24 protein-coding genes are annotated in these 24523 nt (G+C 51.1%); 4 read left to right on the top strand and 20 right to left on the bottom strand.

Translation table 11 applies throughout. The annotated features are described in order from the left end of the window. Positions 1-55: 55 nt before the first annotated feature. From M4D81_RS13760 to nagA, 3 genes are read left to right on the top strand one after another with little or no spacing between them, the layout of a single operon-like run. Positions 56-931, top strand: a complete 876-nt coding sequence (locus M4D81_RS13760; protein ID WP_260066917.1) for a MurR/RpiR family transcriptional regulator — start codon at positions 56-58, stop codon at positions 929-931. A 3-nt stretch (positions 932-934) separates the two neighbouring features. Beyond that, entirely contained in the window at positions 935-1663 is a 729-nt protein-coding gene (gene nagB, locus M4D81_RS13765; protein WP_260066918.1) for a glucosamine-6-phosphate deaminase, read from the top strand. Beyond that, the gene (gene nagA, locus M4D81_RS13770) at positions 1660-2847 is read left to right on the top strand and encodes an N-acetylglucosamine-6-phosphate deacetylase (RefSeq protein ID WP_260066919.1); all 1188 of its coding nucleotides are present in this window, start codon (positions 1660-1662) and stop codon (positions 2845-2847) included. The genes nagB and nagA overlap by 4 nt, the downstream gene beginning before the upstream one ends. Positions 2848-2944: 97 nt before the next feature. Here nagA and M4D81_RS13775 read toward each other — a convergent pair whose 3' ends face one another. From M4D81_RS13775 to M4D81_RS13865, 19 genes are all read right to left on the bottom strand, one after another. Then, a complete protein-coding gene (locus tag M4D81_RS13775) occupies positions 2945-3985 on the bottom strand; it encodes a YhcN/YlaJ family sporulation lipoprotein (protein WP_071223470.1) in 1041 nt (346 codons plus the stop codon). 177 nt (positions 3986-4162) lie between these two features. After that, positions 4163-5122 (bottom strand): NAD-dependent epimerase/dehydratase family protein, encoded by a 960-nt coding sequence (locus M4D81_RS13780; protein ID WP_260066920.1) that lies wholly within the window; start codon positions 5120-5122, stop codon positions 4163-4165. Beyond that, the gene (locus M4D81_RS13785) at positions 5104-5931 is read right to left on the bottom strand and encodes an SDR family oxidoreductase (protein ID WP_260066921.1); all 828 of its coding nucleotides are present in this window, start codon (positions 5929-5931) and stop codon (positions 5104-5106) included. Before M4D81_RS13785 ends, M4D81_RS13780 begins: the two co-directional genes overlap by 19 nt. Further along, on the bottom strand, positions 5928-6914 hold the full coding sequence (locus M4D81_RS13790) for a polysaccharide biosynthesis protein (protein ID WP_260066922.1): 987 nt from the start codon (positions 6912-6914) through the stop codon (positions 5928-5930). The genes M4D81_RS13785 and M4D81_RS13790 overlap by 4 nt, the downstream gene beginning before the upstream one ends. Beyond that, entirely contained in the window at positions 6904-7998 is a 1095-nt protein-coding gene (gene wecB / locus M4D81_RS13795) for a non-hydrolyzing UDP-N-acetylglucosamine 2-epimerase (protein ID WP_071223474.1), read from the bottom strand. Before wecB ends, M4D81_RS13790 begins: the two co-directional genes overlap by 11 nt. A 150-nt stretch (positions 7999-8148) precedes the next feature. Then, positions 8149-9549 (bottom strand): glycosyltransferase family 4 protein, encoded by a 1401-nt coding sequence (locus M4D81_RS13800; RefSeq protein ID WP_260066923.1) that lies wholly within the window; start codon positions 9547-9549, stop codon positions 8149-8151. A gap of 149 nt (positions 9550-9698) precedes the next feature. Continuing rightward, on the bottom strand, positions 9699-10823 hold the full coding sequence (locus M4D81_RS13805) for a CgeB family protein (RefSeq protein WP_071223476.1): 1125 nt from the start codon (positions 10821-10823) through the stop codon (positions 9699-9701). Between the two features lie 49 nt (positions 10824-10872). Continuing rightward, complete coding sequence (locus tag M4D81_RS13810) at positions 10873-11964, bottom strand: CgeB family protein (protein WP_260066924.1); 1092 nt, start codon at positions 11962-11964, stop codon at positions 10873-10875. A 203-nt stretch (positions 11965-12167) separates the two neighbouring features. After that, positions 12168-12476, bottom strand: a complete 309-nt coding sequence (locus tag M4D81_RS13815; RefSeq protein ID WP_074961975.1) for a hypothetical protein — start codon at positions 12474-12476, stop codon at positions 12168-12170. Between the two features lie 7 nt (positions 12477-12483). Further along, complete coding sequence (locus M4D81_RS13820) at positions 12484-12798, bottom strand: hypothetical protein (RefSeq protein ID WP_260066925.1); 315 nt, start codon at positions 12796-12798, stop codon at positions 12484-12486. After that, positions 12798-13109 carry an alpha-helical endospore appendage domain-containing protein gene (locus M4D81_RS13825; RefSeq protein WP_233354786.1) on the bottom strand — a complete coding sequence of 104 codons (312 nt, stop codon included), beginning with the start codon at positions 13107-13109 and terminating at the stop codon, positions 12798-12800. Before M4D81_RS13825 ends, M4D81_RS13820 begins: the two co-directional genes overlap by 1 nt. A gap of 32 nt (positions 13110-13141) precedes the next feature. After that, complete coding sequence (locus M4D81_RS13830) at positions 13142-13432, bottom strand: nucleoside-diphosphate sugar epimerase (RefSeq protein ID WP_071223480.1); 291 nt, start codon at positions 13430-13432, stop codon at positions 13142-13144. Positions 13433-13503: 71 nt separating this feature from the next. Beyond that, positions 13504-14235, bottom strand: a complete 732-nt coding sequence (locus M4D81_RS13835; RefSeq protein WP_260066926.1) for a glycosyltransferase family A protein — start codon at positions 14233-14235, stop codon at positions 13504-13506. Further along, positions 14232-14963 carry a sugar phosphate nucleotidyltransferase gene (locus M4D81_RS13840; protein ID WP_194541426.1) on the bottom strand — a complete coding sequence of 244 codons (732 nt, stop codon included), beginning with the start codon at positions 14961-14963 and terminating at the stop codon, positions 14232-14234. Before M4D81_RS13840 ends, M4D81_RS13835 begins: the two co-directional genes overlap by 4 nt. Then, entirely contained in the window at positions 14960-15721 is a 762-nt protein-coding gene (locus M4D81_RS13845; RefSeq protein WP_071223483.1) for a glycosyltransferase family 2 protein, read from the bottom strand. The genes M4D81_RS13840 and M4D81_RS13845 overlap by 4 nt, the downstream gene beginning before the upstream one ends. Continuing rightward, positions 15718-16653, bottom strand: coding sequence for a glycosyltransferase family 2 protein (locus tag M4D81_RS13850; RefSeq protein WP_260066927.1), 936 nt, complete (start codon positions 16651-16653; stop codon positions 15718-15720). The genes M4D81_RS13845 and M4D81_RS13850 overlap by 4 nt, the downstream gene beginning before the upstream one ends. A 145-nt stretch (positions 16654-16798) precedes the next feature. Further along, complete coding sequence (locus M4D81_RS13855) at positions 16799-17656, bottom strand: glycosyltransferase family 2 protein (protein ID WP_260066928.1); 858 nt, start codon at positions 17654-17656, stop codon at positions 16799-16801. 177 nt (positions 17657-17833) lie between these two features. Beyond that, the gene (locus M4D81_RS13860) at positions 17834-18394 is read right to left on the bottom strand and encodes a WIAG-tail domain (protein ID WP_071223485.1); all 561 of its coding nucleotides are present in this window, start codon (positions 18392-18394) and stop codon (positions 17834-17836) included. A gap of 82 nt (positions 18395-18476) precedes the next feature. Next, positions 18477-19622, bottom strand: a complete 1146-nt coding sequence (locus M4D81_RS13865; RefSeq protein WP_260066929.1) for a glycosyltransferase family 4 protein — start codon at positions 19620-19622, stop codon at positions 18477-18479. Positions 19623-19915: 293 nt separating this feature from the next. On the opposite strand from M4D81_RS13865, the gene M4D81_RS13870 reads away from it, so the two are divergent. Further along, positions 19916-21019 carry a YheC/YheD family endospore coat-associated protein gene (locus M4D81_RS13870; protein ID WP_071223487.1) on the top strand — a complete coding sequence of 368 codons (1104 nt, stop codon included), beginning with the start codon at positions 19916-19918 and terminating at the stop codon, positions 21017-21019. Positions 21020-21276: 257 nt separating this feature from the next. Here M4D81_RS13870 and M4D81_RS34805 read toward each other — a convergent pair whose 3' ends face one another. Continuing rightward, on the bottom strand, positions 21277-24513 hold the full coding sequence (locus M4D81_RS34805) for a DUF5704 domain-containing protein (protein WP_260066930.1): 3237 nt from the start codon (positions 24511-24513) through the stop codon (positions 21277-21279). Positions 24514-24523 lie beyond the last annotated feature (10 nt).

Raw genomic sequence — 24523 nt, forward strand, 5'->3', positions numbered from 1 at the left:
CCCATTCGTTATGCCCAGGCAATAAGCTCACCGGGAACCTTGAAGGAGGCTTGTGATGACACCAATCTTGCATATTATTTCTGTCGAAAAGGAAAGTCTGCCCCGTCAGGAACGACGGCTCGCAGAGTTTATTTTGACAGCTCCATCCGAGATTGTGCATATGGGCATTAAAGATCTTGCAGAGCAGTGTGAGGTCAGCGCTGCCACCGTAACCCGTTTTTGTAAGAACTTTCAGTGTAAAGGGTATCCTGATTTTAAGCTCAAGCTCGCCGCCGAGATCGCTCATGCCGAAATGGCCTCACGCACGGGAAATACGCGCTATCAGGATATCGTTGCCGGCAACGCGCTTGCCGGCATCGTCGAGGCGATTGAATCCAATCATCTGACTTCGATACGGGATACGACAGAGCTGCTCGATCTGGGTCAGCTGGAGCGAGCCGTGGATGCCCTATGCCGCGCGAAGCGCATTGATCTGTACGGAGTGGCTACCTCTTCCATTGTGGCACAGGACTTCTACCAGAAGCTGATCCGGATCGGCAAAAACTGCACGGCTTTCGCAGATTCGCATATGCAAATCACATCAGCCTCTACCCTGACTTCAAGCGATGTTGCCGTTGCTGTTTCATACTCCGGCGAAACACCGGAGACCATCGATGCGTTGACTTGTGCCAAAGACGCCGGCGCCTTCACGATCAGCATCACGTCGTACCGAAGCAGCGCCATCTCCGCTCTGGCAGACATCACACTGTATTCATCTTCATTAGAGGAAGGAATGCGCCGGGGAGACATGGCTTCGCGTATCGCTCAGCTTCACATTATTGACATCCTGTTCATGGGTATGGCCAGTCGGGACTTCTCTACGTATGTTCCCCGTCTGGAGCAATCATATCTTAATGTTCAAAACTATCGCAAAAGCCGAGGAGGACAATAACCAATGAATATTTACACATTCCGCGATGAAGAACAATTTGTGCAAACAGGCGCTAACCTGATCTCCAGCCTGATTCACACCAATCCGCGCGCTAAGCTGGGACTGGCTACAGGAAGCACACCGGTCGGGCTCTATGCCAAACTGATTGAAATGAATCGTCAGGGCCTGGTCAGCTTCGCCCAGACCACAACATATAATCTGGACGAATATGTAGGCCTTCCCGAGAACCATCCCGAGAGCTACCGCACTTTCATGAATGAGAAGTTCTTCAATCATGTGGACATCCAGATCGAACGGACCCATGTGCCGAACGGAAATGCTGCCGATCCGGAATCAGAATGCCTGAATTACGATAAAATGCTGGAAGAATTCGGCCCGGTTGATCTCCAGCTTCTCGGCCTTGGACATAACGGACACATCGGTTTTAACGAACCTGGCGAAGCCTTGAGTGGGGGTACGCATGTGGTTGAGCTGCAAGAGAAAACACGCAACGCCAATGCAAGATTCTTCCCTACCCTGGATGATGTGCCAACCCATGCGATTACGATGGGCGTTGCCACGATCTTGAAAGCCCGGCAAATTCTTCTCCTCGTCCGTGGTGAGGATAAAGCGGAAATTGTTCACCGTGCATTGAAAGGACCGATTACCACAGAATGTCCGGCATCGCTGCTTCAATGTCATCCGAACGTGGTTGTCCTTTTGGATCAAGGTGCAGGGAGACTGCTGGTATGAGCGGCGAACGAAAAGAATCTGTCCAATTGCTGTATGGTCAAGTCCTGACGCCAAACGGCATCTGCGAAGACGGCGTGCTGGCGATTCAAGGTGAGAGCATCTCCTACGCCGGTGATGCTTCCGGGCTCCCTGCCGATCTGAAGCTGGCCGCAGCGGAAGTGATCCATCAACCGGATGGGTACATTATTCCCGGTTTTATTGATATCCACGTACATGGGGGTAACGGTGAAGATTTCATGGATGCCTCCAAGGATGTCCTGGATAAAATCACGTCGTTCCACAGCTCCCAGGGAACAACGGCCATGCTTGCTACCACGATGACGGCCCCTAAGGCAGCCATCGACCATGTGCTGCAAGAAGTTAACGACTACCAGAGCCAAGGCATGCCTTACACAAGACTGGTGGGCGTACATCTGGAAGGCCCTTTTATCAGCCCGAAATGGCCCGGCGCACAAAATCCGGAGCATATCGTCCACGCTAATATCGATTGGCTGGAAGAGTGGGTATCCACTTACCCTGGCCTGGTCCGCCAGGTGACGCTCGCACCCGAGCGCGAGGGAGCACTAGAGGCTATCTCTTGGCTGAACACCCACGGAATCGTAGCCGCCTTGGGGCATACAGATGCCACCTATGAGGAAGTCGAAGCCGCCGTTGAAGCAGGTCTTAGCCATGGCGTGCATACGTTCAATGCGATGACAGGATTGCACCACCGCAAGCCTGGCGTGGTGGGCGCGATGCTCAGTGATGATCGCTTAAGCTGCGAGATTATCGCTGACGGTATCCATGTCCACCCCGCAGCCATTCGGATTCTGTCCCGCATGAAGCAAGAAGGAAATCTGATTCTGATTACCGACGCGATGTCCGCTACCGGTATGGCTGACGGCGAATATACGATTGGTGACCTGCCGGTTGTTGTCGAGAACGGCATCGCCACGCTCAAGAGCAACCGAGACAGCCTGGCTGGCAGTACGCTGACGATGATCAAAGGCTTTCAGCTGTTGGTCCGAGAGGTTGGGTTAAGCATTGAGCAGGCTTCCCGCGTTGGAAGTCTTAATCCCGCCGCAAAGATCGGCATCGCAGATCTTACAGGCTCTCTTGAAGCCGGCAAGCTTGCCGATGTGCTGATGCTTTCAAGTGATCTGGAGCTTCAAGGCGTCTGGATTCAAGGACAACGCAAACATTAATCCTGATTGATTATTACTTATAGCAGACATAGCAAAGGAGCTGCCTTTTTAGGGATGATTTCATTCCTAAAGAGCAGCTCCTTTTGGTATAGAGGTTTTACCGGCTGTTCCGATTACCGCCAAACCAACCGTCATCCGTATCATTCTTCATCAGGTTGCCGCGGGTATCGTTCATGCCGTCACGACCGCCAAGGTTCAGTGGGAACACACGGTTAATCCAGGTGCCGAAATCGCGCGTAAGCGTTCCAACCGTGTTCGCTGCATTACCGTCAGTTCCAAAACGATTGGCATGCTGATAAAAATCCTCATCTGTGGAAACATATACTTGACTGATATGCGGAGCGGTCTTGCGAATTTTGCTCGTAATCTCCTGACGTACATGTTGAGGAACCTCTTCACGATTGTTGCTCATGATACCCATATTATTGTTGTTGTAAGTGCCATAAGGAACGCCATTGATGCCTGTTCCCATATGAGTGTCATTTGTCGTACCGTTCGTTCCGTTAGTACCCATCAGTCCATTCGTGCGTGTTCCGTTTAACGTATTATAATTGCTGCCGCCAAATCCGCCATTGGTTGTCGTTCCGTTTACACCGAAGCCGCGGTTATCGGCATTACGGCCTAAACCTGTTCCAAGACCTGTCGTATTGTCCACAGCACGTCTTGTGTCGTTTGCCATTCCTTGCAGGAGTCCAACGCTGCCTGTACCTGAGGTACCGAAGGTACGGTTTCTGACATTCGTGGTGTTCGTGCCCGTCAGCGTACGGTCAGTGGCACGATTAGCTCCAGTGCTCATACCCGTCACACGACCGTTGATGTTGTTCGTGTTCATGCCATCCCGGGACAGCGATACATACGCATTGCGGTTTGTCACGAATACATGGGCTGTACCTAAACCACTGATATCCGAAACTTTTCTCGACAGCGTTTTGCTGTATTTCAGGTTGGTCAGGTCATGCTGCTGCGTGCTGCGGACGTTCTGGTTGTTCCGTACGGAATTCACACCGATACGGCCATTGTCCACATTGTTCGTGCGTGTCGTGTTGCCGTCGTTGGCGTTACCGCATCCTGCTACTGCAGCCATACTCAGCAGCAATGCCGTGGAGACGGTCAGGTTGAGGGCCTTGGATTTAATCATGATTCATCCTCCATCTCTATAATGAGTGTATTAACATCGTATAGGATGACCTTGCGGCAGAAGTGGTATTCTGAAAGGTTTTAACATGGAAGATTACTGATGATCAAGCCTAATTTTATGGACAAAAAAAACACCGATTAGATCACGAACATCCATCGGCGTTTTATTTCAATTTACTTATGAAGTGGAGGACTGCACCTGTATTCTGGCGTCATCCATAATATCGGCAAGCGATTGCTCCAGGACGTATTGCGGGCTCCATCCCAGCGCTTTGAGGAGCCCGGCCCCTTGCTGCCCCCCGGTCCCCTTATTTAACGAATCCAATGAAAGCGAGGCGGATTCAGGTCCCCAATCGATGGGCACCGCCGTCCCGGTCTCCTTCAGTAAGCGCTCAGCCAGCTCTCCAAGCGTATGCTCTTTCCCTGAATCGATGGGATACGTCATGCCGGAAGAACCGCTCTTCAGAAGTACGCCGTATGCAGCTACCGCATCCCGAACGTCCAGAAAGTCCCTGGATTCGAATCGGGAACTGATACGGAATAGCGGCAGGCCCCTACCCGCTTCACAGCCTGCAATATACCGGGCAAGCAGCGTGCAGAATCCTGTCGATTCTCCAGGGCCAATCAGATTGGACGGCTCAGCAAGGACGATATGCTGGTTAAACATGCTGTGCCAGGCCGCTGCGGACCAACTGGCAAAGGTTTTGCTAAGGCTGTATGGATGAGGAACCGCGGCCGCGCCTTTTGCGGGATCTACGCTTAGTCTGGATCCAACCATCACCATGCGACTGTCCGGACAATGCTGCCGAACAGCCTCAAGCAGATAAATGGTGCCCATAACATTACTCTCCATATATGAAGCAGGATGCTTCCACGACTCCGAAGCTGAATTTTTTCCGGCTAAATGTAAAATATAATCGGGACGGTTAGTTTGAATAAGGTCATTCACCTGTTCACGGTCCTCCAGGTGACACTCGGCGGAAATGACGCCTTGTATCGAATCCAGCGTTTTCTTATTTCGACCGGCAGCAACGACCGTACAGCCCTGCCGGACGAAATAAGCACAAGCATGTAAGCCGGTAAAACCTGTGGCTCCTGTGATCAGCAGTTTTTTGTTTGTTAAGGTTTCTGCTGCCATTCATACATCTCCTTTAACATTTGAGCATAATCCGGGAATGGATAGGTTGCATCGAGTCGCGTGCTGCGCAGCGTCCGATCCTGAACAAACTCATCCGTCGGAACCACAACCACATCGTGTTTCCCCCATATGTCCTTGAACAACAGCAGCAACTCATATTTGCTTACCGGATTCGGGTGTCCGAGATGGATGAGACCTCCCACGTCCTTGTTCATGAAGAATTCGATCGCTTTGGCAAGCTCCAGCGTTGTAACACCGTTCCATAGCACAGCCCGGTAGCCGGAGACCTCGCCTCGCTGCTTCATAAACCAGTTAAACAGGCCGATTCCGCTCTGCCGAATTTCAGGTCCGATGATCGAGGTTCGAATCGTCAAGTGATCCGGGTCTTGGACCTCGCCCAGCGCTTTGGTTAACGCATAGGAAGTCACACCATCGGGAAGATCATCTTCCCGATAGCCTCCCTTGGTCCCCAGAAACACGCAATCCGTGCTGATATGAATAAGTCTGGCCGAAATGCTATTCGCTAAATACCGCAACCGATGAGGTAAAAATCCATTGATATGATACGCGTTTATCTTGTCTTGCTCAGCTCGTTGATTCAAGACGCCTACGGCGTTGATGATGATATCGGGCCCAACCGCCTTCACGATATGCTCTACAGCACTCATATCGGTTACATCGAGCACCAGGCCTTGTGAATCGCTTCTGTCCCGGGTCGTATAAAAGACATGATGCTTGCCGGATAACTGAAAGTACTGTACAAGCATATGTCCCGCCATGCCATTTCCCCCGAGAATGAGCATCTTCATGGCAAGAATCCTCCGCGGCGCAGAATATCCCGTATTTCGACCTTCGTCATCAATTGATGCTCCGAGCTGAAGCTGTTGAAAGACACTTTGGGCAGGTGCTGATACCGTTCCTTCAGATCAGGAATATCTAAAGTCGGTAATATGACCAAATACTCGTCATCGTAAACAACGGTTGTCTGGCTTTCAAAATCACTCATGAGTATTTCATGGATCTTCTCTCCCGGTCGAATTCCGGTTTCAACCACTGTGACGTCGTTTCGCCCGGAAGCCTCTATAAGCACTTCCGCCAAATCCACGATGCGGCAGGTCGGCATCGTCATAACGAAGATTTCGCCGCCTATGCTTTCAATCGACGCCTTGAACAGCAAAGAGATCGCGTCCTTCAAGGTCAGGAAGAAACGGGTCATGTTGTGATCGGTGATGCTGATCTGTCCCTTTTGCCGAATCTGATTCTTGAATACATGAACGACGCTCCCGTTCGTTCCGAGAACATTGCCGCCCCGCACGCAAACGAATTTGGTATGATTACTCAACAGATTAGCATACACAATCAGCTTTTCGCCAATCGCCTTGGTCATGCCGTAAAAGTTGGATGGATTTGCAGCTTTATCCGTTGAAATATATATCACTTTTTTCACTTGGTTTTCAATGGCTGCTTCAATGACATGCTGCGTGCCTACTACATTGGTTTTCAGAGCTTCATAGGGATGTTCTTCACATACAGGTACATGTTTCAGCGCCGCAAGATGAAATACGTAATCAACATCCTGGCAGGCTGTCGTAAGAGCTTCCTTATCGCGGATGTCCCCAATTCGGAAAGTGAGTCTCGGATCTTCAAACTCACGGTCCATGGCCACTTGCGTGGCCTCGCTTCTGGAAAAGACGATGACCTGCTTAGGATTTAGCGGCAGAAGCTGGCTGATCAGTTCATGTCCCCAAGAGCCTGTGCCGCCAGTCACCAAAATCCGTTGATTAGTGAACATTCACTTTCCCTCCAAGCACATATTTTACGACGGTACGCGACACATTGTCCGCCAAGTATCCGTCCGGGCACTTCCAGTCGCGACTCAATTGAGTCATCAATTTGACCGCTCCATGGATCCGGTCGGCGCTCAAGCCGGATACGATGTTACTTCCGCAATCCACAGTCTCCGGTCGCTCCGTCGTCCGCCGAACCGTTACTGTGGGTACGTGCATGATGCAGCATTCCTCTTGTACCGTGCCGCTGTCGGTGATGGCACACAGCGCATCCTTCTCGAGCCTCACAAAATCAAAAAAGCCAAACGGCTCGTGGAATTCAATGAGCGGATGGAGACTAACCTCCTTCGCCCCTTCAAGGCGCGAAGCCGTCCGGGGATGAAGGCTGCATATGAGCCGGTGTCCGAACGTTTCCGCAACCGCGTTTAACCCATTTAAAATTTCCTTTAAATTCTCAGGTCGATCCACATTCTCGGAGCGGTGTATCGTGACCAGAAAATATTGCTGAGGCGACAAGGACAGCTGCTCCATGATCCGGCTTTGATTGACCTGAGTTTCATAATGCTTCATGACTTCATAGATCGGGTTCCCTGTCAGAACGATACGCTGACTCGGCACACCCTCGCGAAGCAGATGATTCTTGCTGTAGCTCGTATAAGGCATATTGATGGAGGATACCGCATCAATGACTTTGCGGTTCTTCTCTTCAGGCACATCAAGATCAAAGCAGCGGTTCCCCGCTTCCATATGCACCACGGGATATCCCAGACGCTCAGCCAGCACAGCGCAAAGCGCGCTGTTTGTATCGCCTAGCAGCAGAACGGTATCGGGCTTCTCCTGCTCCAAGATTTCTTCCATACGGCTGAACATGACCGACAGCTGGCCTCCGAGCGTTGCCTGACGGTCCTGAAGGACGTAATCCGGACTGCGGAGCCCCATCTCCGAGAAGAACACCCCGCTTAAGGTATTCGTGAAATTTTGCCCTGTATGCACGAGCACATGCCTCGTTGCATACTGGTCTAATAGAGGAATGATCAAGCTTAATCGGATAATTTCGGGCCTCGTACCCAAGATTGTCATGACTTTCATATCGGATTCTCCCTTGCCAAGTTAATCACAGATCCGAAGGCGATCTTTCCGCAGCACGACCATTCTTCCCGTATTCGTGAGGAGGCAGAGTGGATGCATACTTGCTTTTTAATGTCTCAGCCTGAGGACCGCTCTGCCTTTCCTCTCGTCTTATGCCTTCCGTCGCCTTGCGGACGTTCTGCGTTGTCTAGGCTTTGATGCCCGTCGCCTGGTCGGTTTTCCTTCTGTTCTTCTGGTTCTCGTGCGAGGGATTATTCGGCGCAGTCCGGCTTTTCCGCGTTTCTTCCGGATCCGCTTACGTTGTTTATGCCGTCTCGTCGGAGCAGCCCGGTGCTTCGCCGTTCTTGCCGTCGCCTGGAACCACTCAGGATGCTCATTCATCCACCGGGAAACCATTTCGTTCACTCGTACCTGGTACATCGCAGGACCATAAACAGCCTGTGCTTGCATCCGGTTCTGCATTCCCAAGGAAACTCCCTGATCCGGCTGATCCAGTATGGACCTTACTTTCTCCACCAGAGAGGCCGTACTTCCTGGGTCGGCTAGCAGATGCGGACAGCCGGCAGCTGTCAACACTTCCTGGAGTCCTCCTGAGGCATAGGCAACAACCGGTTTTCCGTACATCAGGCCCTCCAGTGCCGTCAACCCGAATCCCTCCGGTACTACACTCGGTACAACAACAACATCGAGTGCACAGTACACCTGTGTGATATCATCCTGGGTACCGGCGAATATGAATCGGTGCTGAGCTCCGGACCAAGCAATTCGATCGCGGCACAGCCTCTCATAGTCCAGGTCCAGCACGCTGCCAACAATGAGGAAGACCGCGTCCGGATAGGCATCCTTGAGCGAAAGCGCCATGTCGATAAAATGATGGACCCCTTTGCTCTCGATCAGAAACGACGAGATCATTCCAATTACGGGTCTGTTCGATGTGATCCCAAGCTTCTCCCGGTAGGAGGCCCTCCATCCCGGCCATGCTTCCGGCTGAATGTCAGACTCGCTCCAGGATGGAGGAAGAACCGTCATCTTCGACTGCCTCACTTCCGGCGGGAAGCTCTCGGCTACCGATTCGGAAATACTGATGACCCAACTGCTGTACTGATGGATTAACGAAGTGGAGAAATGGGCATACCCGTTATCCGTAATTTTTTCTGTCAGCTGCCACAGCACGGGAATCCCGAGTCGTTTTCCGGCAGCCGCCGGCATAAAATGCACGCAGGTATTGGTAAGGATCACCTGAGGTCCTTCATTTGCTATCCATTTTGTCAAGGCACGGAATACAGGTGTTGTCATTAACTTTTCCGCTTCGTTTATAAGATGGGCACCAGGTGTATAGATACTGTGGAGCAATGGGATTTTGTAGATTTTGACCATAATCCCGGATTGTCTGGCCAGCATGGTCAACCGGCCTTCATTCGGTGCAACCAGAACACAATCGAAGTATGGAGCTAACTGCCCGCAGAAGAACAGAAGCAGCTTTTCCGCTCCCGTAATGCTTGAAGGATTGGATACGTGTGAAAAAATCAACATTTTCGGTTTAAGGGCCATCGGTATCGTCCGCATCTTCAGTAACCGTGATTCTCGCAGTACCGGATGCGATCCACCTCCTTTTCACCCAGTTGGTACAATATATTAGGGAGACAAAGATACCGCAACGACGCTTGTTCCCCCAACATTCATCTATTTCTGAATATCGATCAAGGGAAGATGACCGAGAACATCGTGTTCAGCCGATGTGCATAGGTATGCTCCTGAAACGTTCTCTCCAGCGCACGATGGGCGATATCTTTACGCAGTTGGTCATTCGTAAGGTAATACTCAATCTTCTCCAGCAGTTCACCAGGCGATCGGTATGTCTCAATCTCCACACCCGGCGTGTAAAAGCGTGCCAGATCCGCGCGCTCATCACAGAGTTGAAGCGTACCGCAGGCACTGATCTCAAACGTACGAGGGTTTGGGGAAGCCGCAGGAATATGACCTCTATTTTGATTAATGTCGTCGTCATCTACCGCACGGTGCAGATTGATGATAATCTTGGCACTGTTGTATACGTCTGCCGTTTCCGCGGGGCCCATCCACTTGTTGACCTCGATTCGGTTGTTATATCGCCCATACCCAGGGAACCGTTCCCACCAATTTCCGTTAATAAATGTACGGTGCGCCATCAGTTGATCCATAATGGGCTCAAAGAACTGAATCCGCTTCGGGTAGGCTGTACCGACAAAACTGATATCGCGGGTTGCCGCTCCAGGTTTGACGATCGGACGATAATGGCCGGGAAATGCAGCGAATGGCAAATAATGAACCTGAGCGCAGCCCAAGTTCTGATAATGAGCCACACAGTTAAACTCCAGCGTAAACACATAATCATAGTGATGAACCCAGCCTATGGTCATATCGGTATAATACGGATCGTCGGTCATCCATACGGCTGTCCGAATCCCCATGGCCCGAACGGCATCCATCTGTTCCACAGGAAGATACATGCCGTCCAGCACCAGCACCAGATCCGGCCTGGTGCGGCTTGCTTCCGCTGCTACATCCTGCTTCGCATCCGTCAGCGAAAGCTGACGTACCATGCCATGCAGCGTGCCAATAATCGCCTCGTCAATCGGCGAATAGGGAAATCCTTTTCCCGAGCTGACAAACAAGACATGGATATCCCGCACAGGCGGGGTGTATACAATCCGGTTGACGATGCCTTGTGATTTCCCCCGGAAGTACCCTTCATCGTATCCCGCTTGAAGACCGGCATTCCTGCCTTGCCCGTATGCATCGGATACGGCGGACCGACGTGGTCCTGTAACTAAACTTCTAGCCATCCGCTTCGCTCCTCCCTGATATTTGCTTGAACGAAAAACAAAGTCCGTCTTATCGATTGGCTTCGATCAAAGTCAGAAGTTCCGGCAGTCGGTGAACATACGTATGTCTTGTCATCGTTGTCTGAAGCGCCCGCTGCGCTATACTTCTGCGCTGATCCTCTTGAGAGAGATAATAGGAAATCTTATGTTTCAATTCCGGAACGGAGCCAAAGGTTTCGATGTCGATTCCTGGCGTATAATACTGGCTCAGATCCTCACGGATATCCGTGATCTGCAGCGTACCGCAAGCATTGATCTCAAAGGTGCGCGGGTTGATCGAACGTCCCGGATAATTCAGGCTGTTGCGGTTATCGTCACCGCTTTGTGTGGGCCGGTGCAGGTTGATCACAATTTTGGCGCCGTTGTAGAATTTCACGGTTTCAGCAGGCGGAATGAAGCCGCTGTACACAAACGGAGAGAGTTCTTTATAACGGGCAAGTCGTTCCCAGTAGCCTCCGATAATACGAACCTGCTTCCCTTTCAAGAACGGTGCTAATTCATCAAACAGTGCAGCACGGTTGCGGAACGCGTTACCGATGAAACAAATGTCAGAACGATATGCCGGCCCTGCCATCGTAGGGGTGAATAGTTCCGGATGAACGCCAAGCGGAAGATAATGCACTTCCTTCACCCCAACGCTTTGATACAATGAAACACAGCTCAGCTCATGCGTGAACACAACATCAAAATGCTGTGCCAATCCCGGTGTCTCCTCCGTAAAATAAGGGTCATCGACAAACCAAATGGCCGTCCGGAAGCCGAGGTTCCGGAGCTGATTCATGGAATGGCGAAACTCCTCCGGAAATACGTGCAAGCCGTTCATCACCAGAATGATATCCGGCTTTTGCTGCAGCGCTACCTCCACCACTTGTTCCGGCGTCACCACGATACATTCCCGAACGATTCGGCCAAGTCCCTTGACTACCCCTTCATCAATGGACTCAAATCCTTGAGGGACATACAGAATTTTCAGATTGAAATATGGCGAGGGCTCGACTGGAATACGTTCCATCAGCGCACGGCACCCCCCCAAACGGTAACCTTCACTGTAACCTGCCTGGTAGCCCTCCTTCTGACCTGTAAGAAACGATAAGCTCACCATCTTCACCCTGTCTCTTATGGGATTTACAAAGGTTCATATAACTATATGCCAAGAGGACGAATGCATCATGGACGATTGTCCCTTGAACCGGGAATTTGGCGTATGCCCTTACGTATCGCCCCCTTGGAAACGGCAAGTGAAAATAAAAAAAGAGCGGTCCTTCACGGATTCGAAACCTTCCGTGAGAGCCGCCCTGTCCGCCTTCATACAGGTGCAGGAGGGATTTGCCCGTCTTCATAACCCTTCGCAAATCCCGATTTAAATCCTTCGTCATATGCCTGACTATAACCTTGGTTATACGCCTGGGATGAGGCGGGATAGAAAACGCGCCCTCCTCTTCGTAAACGATAGCGGCCTCGAATCCCTCGGCGTTTACGCAAACTCAAGTTTCCGCCACGACGCCGTCTTGCACCTTTAACAATCTTTAAGCGTCTTACTGCCAAGGACAATCTCTTGCTGCCGGCACGGCGTGCACGTCCGCTCTTTCGCAAGCCCTTTATTTTTACTTTCATCCTGTCATTAACCTCCCAAGTGCGTGGTTTGTTCCTGGTTTGCTGTACCGTGACTTGCAATCCTTCCGGCTGCAAGCCATGGGGAAGAAGGAGACCCCCGTTTCGTTCGGTTCCGCGGTATGCCTGTCAGCATCTCCGTCATAACTGACTGGTAACCGGTTAATAGCCGGATATTCTCAGCAAGCCTTTTCGCTGTCAAGTCGGAATGGGCCGAGACTTCGGCGATATTCTCCAAAATGCCGGCCAATGCCTCCTGGCTTCTGGCGATAGATGATATCATGGCTACCCTTGCTTCATGTTCCCGGTGGGTGCGTGTAATCATCAATCCGAATCTCCAAAATCAAATTCATCAAAACCTCCGCTTGACGCCTGATCATCGGTACCTAAAGCCACACGCAGATTCCGGCAGAGCCCTGATCCGATTCGGGTCAGTCCTTCAATCTGCTCCACGATTTGCTCATGCATCACCAGCGAATCCTTCAATCCGCCGGTAGAGGGATCCTGCGAAAGCACCCACTCGCGAACTTTTTCAGCTTCGACAGCCTTCCCTTCCAGGATCAGAGAGGTCTCGCGCTGAATGGCTACGGCTGCTTCCAGCATTCGCATCAAAGACTCTTCTTTGCTCACCTGCATTCCCGCCTCTGTCATCCGGTAAGATTACCGGGTTATTCTTCCTCTTGGTCTCTCATTTCCTTTAACACGATCTCCAGGCTATCTGCTGCGGTTTGCTGCAGATCCGCCATGGCATTCAAATAAGACACGATGCTGCGATTGATCTGGGTCGTCTGTCCTCCTGATGATTTCGGTCCTTCTGCAAGCTGAAATTCATATTCAGGAAGAGAATGTATAATTTGAGCCATGCGAACAGCAGCATGGCGCTGAGCTTCCAAAATCCGGGCCAGCTGCTGTTGAGAATGCGAAAGATGCGCTATCATATCATCGATTTTGCTCTCCACGTCGGTACTCCCCTTCACTCTTCTATCAGTTCAGCATATGCGGAAAACGGATTCTCCGTGCAACAATCAAATCATATCTTCCCGCTTGCAAATAGCGATGATGCCTCTATCTGTAATCTTTGTTCCGCGGGTATCCGTTCAAGCCATCTGTGCATATGATCTTCCGCGGAAAGGATCTCTTCCGTCCACATTCCGATCTCTGCCGGGAGCGAACGTCTGAACAGCAAACAGCTCAATGGACTGGACGAGGAACTCGGCAGAGCTGACTTCTCCTCATCCACTAATGCAGCTCCTAAATCCGTTGCTGCAGAACTGGCGTAGACCATTTTTACACCAGGTTCACGCTCAAACTCGCACATCAGGACCCCAAGCCAGTTATCCATATGTGGAGGATCGTTGGCCAATATGACGATATACTCGCCAAGTGAAGCAGAAATCGCCTTATTCACAACGCCGGCTAGATGATCTCCGCTATTCCCCTGGATGTGACGCACGACTCCTCTTCGATCATGAATATACCGCCTCGTATTCGCTGTGGCGCCAGCATCGGCAACAAGCACCTCATAGAAATGGGGAGTCATTGTCTCAATATGCTGTATGACTTGAACCGCTGCATCATGCTGAGAATCCGCAGGGATAATAATGCTCGTTCCTTCGAACACGCTGCCCCTGTCCTTCTGCCCAAGCCTTAGCCCGAGAGCATAACCGGCCTCATAACCGGCTCGGTAATGCTCGCCCGATACTCCCCCATCTCGCTGCTCTCCGGTATGGCCTGCAGCCCGAACTGCACGCCGTTTTTTCATGGCAATTCATCCTTCATATGCACAGCCGCCTCCTGCAACGATTCAAAAGTGCCGGCATCGCACCACCACTGCTGCAGGATGTCATACATTAATGTCCCGTTGGCTGCATACAGATTGTTGACATCGGTAATCTCCAATTCCCCTCGTTCTGACGGACTGATTCGGCTGATGATGTCAAATACGCTATGGTCATACATATATATTCCCGTCACCGCATGACGGCTCCGGGGATTTACGGGTTTTTCCTCAATGAAAAGCAATTTCCCGCTGCCATCCTCCGCAAATACAGGTACGCCATACCGATGGGGGCTATCCGTAGGACTAAGCAGTACCATAGCCGTACCGGAAGGCTGCTGTACATAATGCTGAATGAACGGCTTTAAATCATCCTGAAACAGGTTATCCCCCAGCAGAACAACGAATTTTTCACCGTGAGGTATAAATCCTTTCGCCAGCTCCAACGCCTCCGCAATTCCGCCTGCCTGCTCCTGCACCTTATAGGTCAAATTGACACCAAAGCTCCGTCCGTTCTCCAAATATTCGGCGTACAGGCCAACCGATTTGGAGCCGGTAATCAATAAAATGTCATCGATGCCCGCCTGATGCAGCTTGTGGATTCCATATGCAATCATCGGATGCTTTCCTACCGGAAGCAGGTGCTTATTCATATATTTCGTCAGCGGAAGTAGTCGGGTGCCGTTCCCCCCTGCCAGCAATACGCCCTTCATGATGCGTCACCTCTCTCCTCGATGAATTGTAATGGGTCTACATTCCACTTCTCTACAAACCGTCTCCGGTTCCGTTCAATCAACTCCTGGAATCCGCTCGGGAACCGGGTTCGGAAGCTTGCACTCCCTTCATGGTGCACCAGCACATTCCCTGCCACCACCAGCTTGAACCCTGCAAGGCGAGCGCGATAGCAGTAATCATCATCCTCATAGTGTCCGGGCGAGAACATCTCATCCAGGTATCCCACCCGATCCATGACCGTGCGCTTAAACAAATAGCATAACCCCACGATACGATTCACTTCGTGCCACAGCGCCGCATTCGGTACATTCCAGCGTTCTGCCTCCTGGATGTAGCCTGCTCTGTCCGTATAACCTACCTTTACCTGCTGGATACCGCTTGCGTAATTCGTTACAGGCCCCACGACCCCGATCTCCTCCTGGCTGTATAACGCTTCTTGCAATAACGTCAGCCACCGCGGTGAAACAAAAACATCATTGTTCAGCAGCAATAATTGATCTCCCAAGGCCAATCGAAGTCCATGGTTACACGCGATGGGGAAGCCGGTGTTTTCCGGCAGTGAGACAAGCAAAAGCCCTTCCCGTACACAATATTCACCGGTTCCATCCCGCGAGCCATTGTCCACCACAATAATCTCGTAGGGGACATCGGTATATGCCCGGATATGCTCCACACAGGTACGGAGCAGATGCAGTCCGTTATACGTGGGAATAATAATACTCGTTAGTCCGCTCATAGGCTGTTCCTCCGTAAGGCTAATTCCGTCCGTGACACCTGTCCCCATTGAAGGCGCCCGCCAAGGTTTTTCATCGTATATCCCAGGGCTTCGATATGATCGCCAATGATCAGCTTTGCCACTGGATTGTCCTTGCCGCGATTCGTCTTCCTTCGCCGGTTTACGCTCAAAACATCCACGGTCTGCACCGCTTCAATCCGAAGCCCCTGTCTTATGGCCAACGTCTGGGCTCTGGGAGGGACTGAAAGATTTGCATAACCGATACTCTCCAGCGCCTGCCTTGTCATCGCATGGGGAACAGCTGTTAGCGAATTGGCCTCCAGATCGTCACGTCCCAGCATGCGGTTGAGAAATGTTTTGCAGCGGGTAACTTCATCTTGGCGGCCAAATTCCGGCAGCAATGGCATGATATCATTCAATGCCACATCCACTCCGCGATCTGCTGCAACCAGATAGGAACTCAGCTTCTCCGCAGGCACCGGCATATCCCCGTCCATGAACAGAACGATGTCCCCGGTGCTCATCTTCGCTCCCAAGGAACGGGCCACATCATGCCCCAGCCGCTCGGGAATGTGGATCACCGTAACCCCTTCAAATGCACGCGCTGCCGCGTACGTATGATCATGGCTCCCATTCTCGACAACGATGATTTCATGCAATGGAAGCCGCTTTAGCTCTCGCAGCACCATCGGAATGGAACCCGCTTCGTTGCAGGCGGACACGATAACGGAAGCACGCCCGTTCAGAGGCGGCAGCAGCGGTGCCGGAATCGACTGCCTGGACCCTCTGGCGTATCCTCGTCGGAACGCTTCCGCTACCCCCGGCAGGACGTGATAGAGCTGGTGCTGGGGGATTCCGCTGGAAGCCAGCCATTGACCCAAGGCCATGGATGCATCCCTTCTGGAGGCGGCTCCTCGTCTTCTCCCGGACATACCTCCTGCACTCAGTGCGAGCCGTTCCCAACGGCTGCTCCGTGTTAAACGGTATGCCACCACCCGTGAGGAACCTTTCCTTAAACGTCTTCGGCCTTTAGATCCTGATCGACTTATTTTTTTATGAATCCGTCTTTGCACGTGCTCACCTCACCACGCTCCGTCTTCGTCCTCCATCGTGATATCCGCCCCGGATACCACGCTCTGCAATCACGGCTTCCAGTGCTTCCAAATGATCGCCAAGCACCAGCATTTCCAGCGGATCTCCGCCCGGGATTCGACCGGGATTCAAGCGTCCAACCTCCACGCGATAGACCGCTTCTACACGCAGCCCCCGGTTCACCGCAGCCGCTTGCGCTTTCGGCGGAATGGACAGCTCACTTGCACCGATTATCTCCAGCGCCCGACGGCTTAAGGCATGCGGTACAGCTGTCATGGACGCGCCCCGCAAATCAGATCTTCCCAGCATCGTATTTAATGTATATTTCGCAAGAATAACCCGGTGAACCGGCTGCCGATCGATAGGACCGGTATAATCGTTCAAGGCCACATCAACGCCGGATTGAACCGCCTGCACGAAAGGCCTTAACTCACCGGAGGGAATAACCATATCGCTGTCTGTAAAAAGAAGAATTCGTCCTTTAGCTGCTTCTGCGCCCACACTTCGTCCCACATCGTGTCCCAGCGGCTCCGCAAAAGACAACACCTTGGCTCCCATCCGTTCTGCGACAGCTGCGGTCTGATCCTTACACCCGTTCGCAACAACGATTACCTCGGTTTCGGGATGAACCGCCCGCGCTTCTGCTATGACCGCGGAAATCTTACCGGCTTCATTCATAGCGGGAATAATGACAGACACACAAGGATGGGGGTGATTCTCCCGTGGGATCTGTGGCTCCATAGGACGGTAGGTGGTAGGAATAGCGGGTGGCTGCAACGATTCCCTGGAAGGACGCCGAGAAACCGGCCTTCTTCGGGGCCTTAACCGCTGCATTTTGCGCATACTTGCACTCCTCCTCCCTTGTAACGGTCACTTGCTCCTTGGCAATCTATCCTATTGTATGTTTGCTCTTCTTCATCGTAACGGCATATGTACGGTTACGCCCCAACGCTTATCCCCATCCGCTATCTGTACATACAAAAAGGGCGGGGAGTAAACTCCCTGCCCTTTTTTACGATTTTATTGTCCGCCTATTGCTATCCATGATAACCATCCGGCTGCATGCGGATTGCCTGCGGACCTTGTGATGCCGACCATCGCCTGAAGCTCATTCCGTGACCTGACCCCCGCTTGAAACCCGGGGTCGCTGCATGATACCACCATGACATAATTTCCATCGGCATAAGGGGACTGGAGCGAGACAGCAACATCGATGGTGTCCACGCCTTCAGGAAACATGAACGGCATATCGCCAAACTGCTGCATTAATGGCCTGTCAGGCATCCCTTGTACCGGATTAAAGCTCAAATGCGCCAAGTCCACCGAATGGCTTGCAATTTTAGAGGAAGTAATCGATTCAGGGGATAAGTGAATGCTATATACAGAATAGTCTTCAATCGCCTCGCTTCTTACACTGCGATGTCGAAGATGAGCCGCGTCAATCGTATCATCGGCCAATTCATACTCGGCCGTACCGCCACGATCAATGCCCGGTCTGTACGCGGATGTCTTGAGACGGCCAGGATATCGCCGGTACGGTCTCTTCCCTCTTCCCCTGGTGATCCTTCTGGCTTTGTTCACTGTCGACTCTCTCCTCTGCTTCTAATCGTTACTCCATCCTATTCGGCAAGGGGGGCGCCTGCCACTGTTCCATCGGTTATCCTCAGATGGTCTGCATCAAATGAACCCAGCGCTCGGCCGTATGGTCCCATCTGAAGCGCTGCCGCACCGTTTCGCGACCGGCCATTCCGATCTGTCTGCGAAGATTTTCGTCCTGCAGCAGATTGTTAATCTGCTGTGCAAGTCCGGCTGGAAAATCATCGCTTTGCACCAAATATCCCGTCACTCCGTTTTCCACAATTTCCGGAATTCCTCCGGCGCTTGAAGCGATGACCGGCACGCCTGCTGCCATGGCTTCGACATTCACGAGTCCAAACGCCTCTCTGGGTGCAGACGGAACAACCACGATGTCTGCAAGCGAATACCAATCCGCAATAGCCGGATATGGCACAAAGGGGCGAAAGTTTACCCAATGCTGGTAGGGTCTTGCAGCTTTTTTCAATTCCCGCACATAGGCGGTTTCCCGATCCGATCCGTATCCGGCGCTCCCGATAATGAGCAGCAGTACATCCGGATGCTTATCGATGATCTGCGGCAGTGCTTCCAGCAAATGGTGAACGCCTTTATCCGGAATAAGTCGTCCGGCAAACAGGATGATGCGCCGCCCGTTCCATCCGTAATGAGCAAGTCGGGCTTCCCGCAATGCCTTGGCTGCCGGGCTGAAGGGCGGGGTAAAATGCTCCAGACTGACTCCGAGATGATTGATCGTAATTTTATCCGACAGCTCCGGATGCCTTATCGTGATATCTTCCAGCAAAAAACGGCTGTTCACCACGATGCCGTCCATCCACCTGGCGATGTTTTCAAACCGCTGCTCGCTCATATACGGAGGCGATATAAAGGTATTGGAATGGAGATTAAGTACAGTCTTTACATCCGGGAGATGCATCTTCAGACGCTGAGCCAACAGCGGGCGATTGTGTACTTCGATAATATCCGGTCTCCATTTCTGAAGCCTCCGCAGCAGGGAAGGATAATAATTCGCTCCCGATGGCAGGCGGTAACACGGAACGCCGTTGATCGTGTCTTTTGAAGGGAGTCCTTTTCCAAGCACTCCAAATATGCGCACATCCATGGCTCCCTGTGCCAATGGAATGGTCTGCTCCACTACACGCTCGACAGAGCTGCTCCTCCCCGAAGGAATCACAAAGGACCCCGGCGTCACAACGGCCACCTTCCGCAAACCCATAACTCCACACCCTTCTCACAACGTATCTATATGAAAAACCACTACTGATATATCATAGGTACCCATCCCCCTTGATACCAGCAGTGTTTCATTGCCCTAATTCAAAAAAGCGCATCCCTGTCATGTGTATGGCCGGATACCTTAACATATACCGAATCAGGGTCTATTGGTGACTAATCTTTCGATAAAGAATAGGCCAACCACGGGCGACACCCGTCCACCCGGGACAAACTTCCTGCTGCATACGATGTGGTACAAAGACTCCATGATCTGTGGTAACAAGGAGGATGACCATGCATCCGGAATTTGTCGGCATTCTGCTCAACAACAACACGTATCGCAGAATTTCCAGCGGGAGAATCGGCACTGAATCACTGGCTAACTATGAAGAAGCCGCTGCCATGTACGGACTGGTTCCTTGTTTTTTTACCATTCATCATATTTCATTGGATACCGGAAAGGTGACAGGATATATACCCATTCCATCCGGGTACCGCCGTGTCCACATTCCCATTCCACGCGCCATCCATATGCGCGCCATCTACCACAACCGACGTGAACTCAAGCGGATCGACGATCTGATCAAACAAGGAATCTTTGTGTTTAACGGCCGTACGCGCTACGGCAAGGATACGATACACCATATGCTGGAACAGGATCCGGGATTAACGAATGCCTTACCGCATACGGTAAAGGCTACGCCCGTCTCCATTCGATCCATGTTAAGCCAACATGGTGACCTCGTCTTAAAACCATGCAGCGGCAGCATCGGCATCGGCATTATGCGGCTAAAAAGCAGCACCGGGCACAGCCAATTGACGTATTCGCGTTCCTCCCCTTCGGCTAAAGGATGGAGAACAGTAACATTGGCCGAGGGCAAGCTTCATCCGTTAATCTACCAGAGAATCAGACGTGCGCCCTTTCTGGCACAGGAGCGCATTCCGCTGGCAGAATACAGGGGGCGTCCCTTTGACATCAGGGTCACCGTGCAGCGGGGGGGCAGCGGCAGCTGGGAAATCGCGGGCATGTTTGCCAAAACCTCGCCGCCTCAAACCTTTGTCTCCAACATCGCGCAAGGGGGTTCCGCCTATCAGGTACCGGACATTCTAACCCGCTGCATGCCGAATGCCCCTATCGGAGAAACCCTCGAGCGTATTGCGGAATTTTCCCTGCATATCGCCCGCATCCTGTCCCTGTTTATTCCGTATGCTGCCGATTTTGGACTGGACATCGGGATTACCGAAGATGGAAGGCTCTATTTCATTGAGTGCAACGGCTGCGATCAACGGTATGGTTTCCTGGAGGCTGGCATGGGAGAGGCATGGAAGAACTCGTATCGGAATCCAATGGCTTTTGTCCGCCATCTCTACGATAACGATGCCTGGCCCTCGTATTGAGATAAGCCGAATGCGTTGGCGATGACGCTTACGGTTTGATCCCGATACGGGATACACCACCCCTTGTCTGTATCGAAACCTAATTCCATGTAAACCATGTAGCCGTGAATCAACAGAGCTTTTTCATGCAAGCACTGCGAGCACAACCCAAAAACAGCCACCGCCTTTGAGAAATACTCAGGCGTGGCTGTTTTGGTGTTGTTACGGGTAAGGATTAGGGATCATCCTCTTTAACATAAGGAGGTCAGGTGAAAACTTTAATGAGGTACCTGAGATTTAAAATCCCCTTTGCTGGACTGATCGGCATGATAGAATATGACATCCCCATCCATCAGAGAAAACCGCTTACCATACGGATCGTTATACGTACGGCTGTATCCTTCAAGCTGCCATTGATTCATGAGTGGGCCATGAATGTATTGCAAATGGGGTTTGGCCGTGTTGCCCTCCCGGATCGTCTCGATGTTGAAATTGACCACGATATACCCTTTTTTGAGAAAAATCGAGGATTTCTCGTCTAGGCGGTTCGTCCGTCCATAAGCGGCCAGGTCGGTCCCTTTCTTCACCACATACACGTCGGCAGGAAGACTGTATTCACCATACCAGCGCTGTACAGCTGCGTTGGCCCGCTCCGTGTCAACGGAGGCTGGCAATCCGGACTTCGGGCCGATCAGTGTGCGTATTTCGTATGGAAGCAGCATCCAGTCGAGCCGACCTACCCAGGTCTTGCTTTTGCTGATCTTCTCCAAGTACTGCTTCATGTAGGCCGCCGCAGACATTCCCGCCGGGGCTCCGCCGCGGTTGTACAAATACGAAGCCGTATCCTGCAGCTCGTCTTGCGGAACATTGCGCAGCCTGTCATTCAGGATGACATAACGCTTCTCCGTGTCCTGCGGGGAACCGATCCGAATAAACTTCCGGTTTCCGCTGTGGTAATACAGATCAACGGGCTGCCGTCCGCTGCCGTCCCGATGAACAAAATAAAAGCTCGGGGTAATTGAAATGCCGTCTTGTACACCAAACATATTGCCCTTCGTCTTCACATCGAATTTGAAATGGTAGCCTGTCTTTACGGCTGCATTCTTATATCCCTGTGTCGGATGCTTGCCCGGTGCGATGGGCAGTGTGTACGGAAGCGAGTTCCCGCGTGTTCCACCGTCAATATCGCGAAGTCCTGTCCAATAGGACGCGCCGCTTGGTGCCGCATTCCCTTTTTGTTTGCGGAAGACCGTCTCCCAGTTATAATCGGCAATATCCGTGATATGGAAATCATATACGCGCCCGATCACTTCAACCGGTTCTATATCCGTAGCCACATGGTGAACCAAATCCAGGTTCGCGCTGGGCTGAGTCGTGAAGTCGGATGGAGCGTTCTCCGCAATCGTACGGAAATATACCTGATAATCCCCCTCATCCACCCATACCGGTAGGAAAAACTCCGTGTCCAGCTGAGCCGTCGGGATTGTAATCCAGGTGTCTTTTGGATAAAAGGTGCTCCTGTCGCTGCTGAAGACATCGAACGGAAAATACACCTGCTTCGATCTTATATACTTCGCATAGTCTCGGTCCCCGTATCCCTGGATGTTCCGATGCTGACCCGAGGTAGGGATGCGTACCGTAAACGGCCGATCCAAGATGAATGCAGAGCGGTTCCGGTTCGGGGTCGTCTTCTGATTGTGGGCCTGATCATCCGTCACCGAGGAATAATTGACTACCGGCGTATGGACGGTGACGGTGTTGATGGCGTGAATCGGAAATTCCTTGTTGCTTCCACCATTAATATTCCCTGGTAATAAACCATATTGAATTGTACCTGCGCTTGTTGTATTTGCCCTGTTAACCTTATCGCTACTAATCATATTATTGGGCTTGTACAGCACATTGTCACTAATATGTGTGGGAGCGGGGATACTGCCCGGTGTAGGCCCTTTTTCCGGTGTTCGATTCGAATTCAGAATGGTAGATCCGTTAAAAATCAGAGAGTCATTCGTGACCTCGACTTTTTCTACAGCATTCTCAGCTACACTCTGTAGATTCTCACTTGGTGGGGAAGGTTTTATCTTATATGAGTTTCCTCCGTATGAGCCTGCTGGAGCTATAATGGGATCAGGTGGGGATGGAGGATAAAACGCTCCAGATGCACTGGCTGTAAACTGAGGTGGCTGGTACGCTTGAGGATAAATTGTAATTTGCTCACCTGGTAATGCGTAATTCCTTAGAATCCCCTGATCGATCTTATAAACTTCGAGGTTATCAATCACCCAATAAGAATATGGCCGTTCCACCGTGTATCGTTCTGTGACCTTCTCTTCGGCTTGTTGTGGATCAGGTACCGTTGTAGGATTACCGCTTGGATCATTTGGTCCTGGTTTCCCTGGGTCCCAATATAAGGTCCATGTTTTTTCTACATTCACTTTAAAGGAACATACACCTGTCATGTTTACAAATGTATTCTGATACAGGTAATTACGAGCCAAGATATTGCCATATAAACTTTCAGACGTCGGTATTCCTTGCAAAACATCAAAACGTTCACTTCCACGCAGGTCAGCGAGAATCTTCGCTGTGACCACCGGATCCATGTAACGACCATTCATTTTCGTCCCTGGTGATGGTCTCGTGCAAGAGGCCTCAGGTGGGTCAGGGTTAGGAGGCGGTTTATCGGTCTCATAGTAAAAAAACAGATAATATGTCGGAAATGAGCCATCATAAGTAAAACGGCTAGGGTCACCAGGTGTTATTGATCCACCACTCGGGGCTGAGACAGTGCTTTTCTTGTGTCCAACATATTTATAATCTGCATTCCCAGGAGTATGAGTAAAAGAGTATGGACTGTTCTTCTCTAATAATTCTTCACGATCTGTAAAGCCCGGTGTACCGTTCAGCGAACGCCCTGTAGTTGTGTAATGTTTTATAATGGCGTTACCTACTTCGGGTTCTAGTTCGATTGTGAAAAGGATAGGGAAGTAATAACGAAGTCCCATAACGTTTTCATTCTGCTCTTGTTTTGTGGTCACAACTGGGTCCAGTGCATCTAAGTCTCCAATCACTTCAATATTAAAAGTAACCGCATCGGTACCATATCCATGAACAAAACCATCAATTCTTGGCGTGTATCTGTTACTCACACTTCGGTATCGATCATCCCAAGTCTCTTGCTGGTACCGCGAACGAAAATAAAGATCTCTGCCATCCGGATCTGACATACTTACATCAAACCATTCAACTGAAACACTCTTGATTTTCCGGTTAGGGATATCAAAACTATAAGTGTATGGCATCTTTTTATTGCGCTGTCCTTTATACCCTTCAGGAGTCCAAGTTACTCCATCAGAGTATCTCCAAATTTCATAACTGAATAATCCAACAAAGTAATGAATATTTCGATTACTAGGTTTTGGAGAGGTAGGCAATGCTGCATAGGCACTTTGAATTATTATAGAATTTAATATCAATACCACTAGCAACCCGAATAATACTTTTTTTATTTTCATGGATTGCACC

Source organism: Paenibacillus sp. p3-SID867, from assembly GCF_025142895.1.
Taxonomy (GTDB): domain Bacteria; phylum Bacillota; class Bacilli; order Paenibacillales; family Paenibacillaceae; genus Paenibacillus_AQ.

Bases quoted from the DNA above. Each gene is read 5' to 3' on its own strand.
- M4D81_RS13870 (WP_071223487.1), top strand. From the start codon at position 19,916: ATGCATCCGGAATTTGTCGGCATTCTGCTCAACAACAACACGTATCGC.
- nagA (WP_260066919.1), top strand. From the start codon at position 1,660: ATGAGCGGCGAACGAAAAGAATCTGTCCAATTGCTGTATGGTCAAGTC.
- wecB (WP_071223474.1), bottom strand. From the start codon at position 7,998: ATGAAAGTCATGACAATCTTGGGTACGAGGCCCGAAATTATCCGATTA.
- M4D81_RS13780 (WP_260066920.1), bottom strand. From the start codon at position 5,122: ATGGCAGCAGAAACCTTAACAAACAAAAAACTGCTGATCACAGGAGCC.
- M4D81_RS13820 (WP_260066925.1), bottom strand. From the start codon at position 12,798: ATGATTACACGCACCCACCGGGAACATGAAGCAAGGGTAGCCATGATA.
- M4D81_RS13760 (WP_260066917.1), top strand. From the start codon at position 56: ATGACACCAATCTTGCATATTATTTCTGTCGAAAAGGAAAGTCTGCCC.
- M4D81_RS13865 (WP_260066929.1), bottom strand. From the start codon at position 19,622: ATGGGTTTGCGGAAGGTGGCCGTTGTGACGCCGGGGTCCTTTGTGATT.
- M4D81_RS13850 (WP_260066927.1), bottom strand. From the start codon at position 16,653: ATGTCCGGGAGAAGACGAGGAGCCGCCTCCAGAAGGGATGCATCCATG.
- M4D81_RS13810 (WP_260066924.1), bottom strand. From the start codon at position 11,964: ATGGTGAGCTTATCGTTTCTTACAGGTCAGAAGGAGGGCTACCAGGCA.
- M4D81_RS13840 (WP_194541426.1), bottom strand. From the start codon at position 14,963: ATGAAGGGCGTATTGCTGGCAGGGGGGAACGGCACCCGACTACTTCCG.
- M4D81_RS13785 (WP_260066921.1), bottom strand. From the start codon at position 5,931: ATGAAGATGCTCATTCTCGGGGGAAATGGCATGGCGGGACATATGCTT.
- M4D81_RS13815 (WP_074961975.1), bottom strand. From the start codon at position 12,476: ATGAAAGTAAAAATAAAGGGCTTGCGAAAGAGCGGACGTGCACGCCGT.
- M4D81_RS13845 (WP_071223483.1), bottom strand. From the start codon at position 15,721: ATGAGCGGACTAACGAGTATTATTATTCCCACGTATAACGGACTGCAT.
- M4D81_RS13800 (WP_260066923.1), bottom strand. From the start codon at position 9,549: ATGGCCCTTAAACCGAAAATGTTGATTTTTTCACACGTATCCAATCCT.
- M4D81_RS13790 (WP_260066922.1), bottom strand. From the start codon at position 6,914: ATGTTCACTAATCAACGGATTTTGGTGACTGGCGGCACAGGCTCTTGG.
- M4D81_RS13775 (WP_071223470.1), bottom strand. From the start codon at position 3,985: ATGATTAAATCCAAGGCCCTCAACCTGACCGTCTCCACGGCATTGCTG.
- M4D81_RS34805 (WP_260066930.1), bottom strand. From the start codon at position 24,513: ATGAAAATAAAAAAAGTATTATTCGGGTTGCTAGTGGTATTGATATTA.
- M4D81_RS13835 (WP_260066926.1), bottom strand. From the start codon at position 14,235: ATGAAAAAACGGCGTGCAGTTCGGGCTGCAGGCCATACCGGAGAGCAG.
- nagB (WP_260066918.1), top strand. From the start codon at position 935: ATGAATATTTACACATTCCGCGATGAAGAACAATTTGTGCAAACAGGC.
- M4D81_RS13855 (WP_260066928.1), bottom strand. From the start codon at position 17,656: ATGCGCAAAATGCAGCGGTTAAGGCCCCGAAGAAGGCCGGTTTCTCGG.
- M4D81_RS13805 (WP_071223476.1), bottom strand. From the start codon at position 10,823: ATGGCTAGAAGTTTAGTTACAGGACCACGTCGGTCCGCCGTATCCGAT.
- M4D81_RS13825 (WP_233354786.1), bottom strand. From the start codon at position 13,109: ATGCAGGTGAGCAAAGAAGAGTCTTTGATGCGAATGCTGGAAGCAGCC.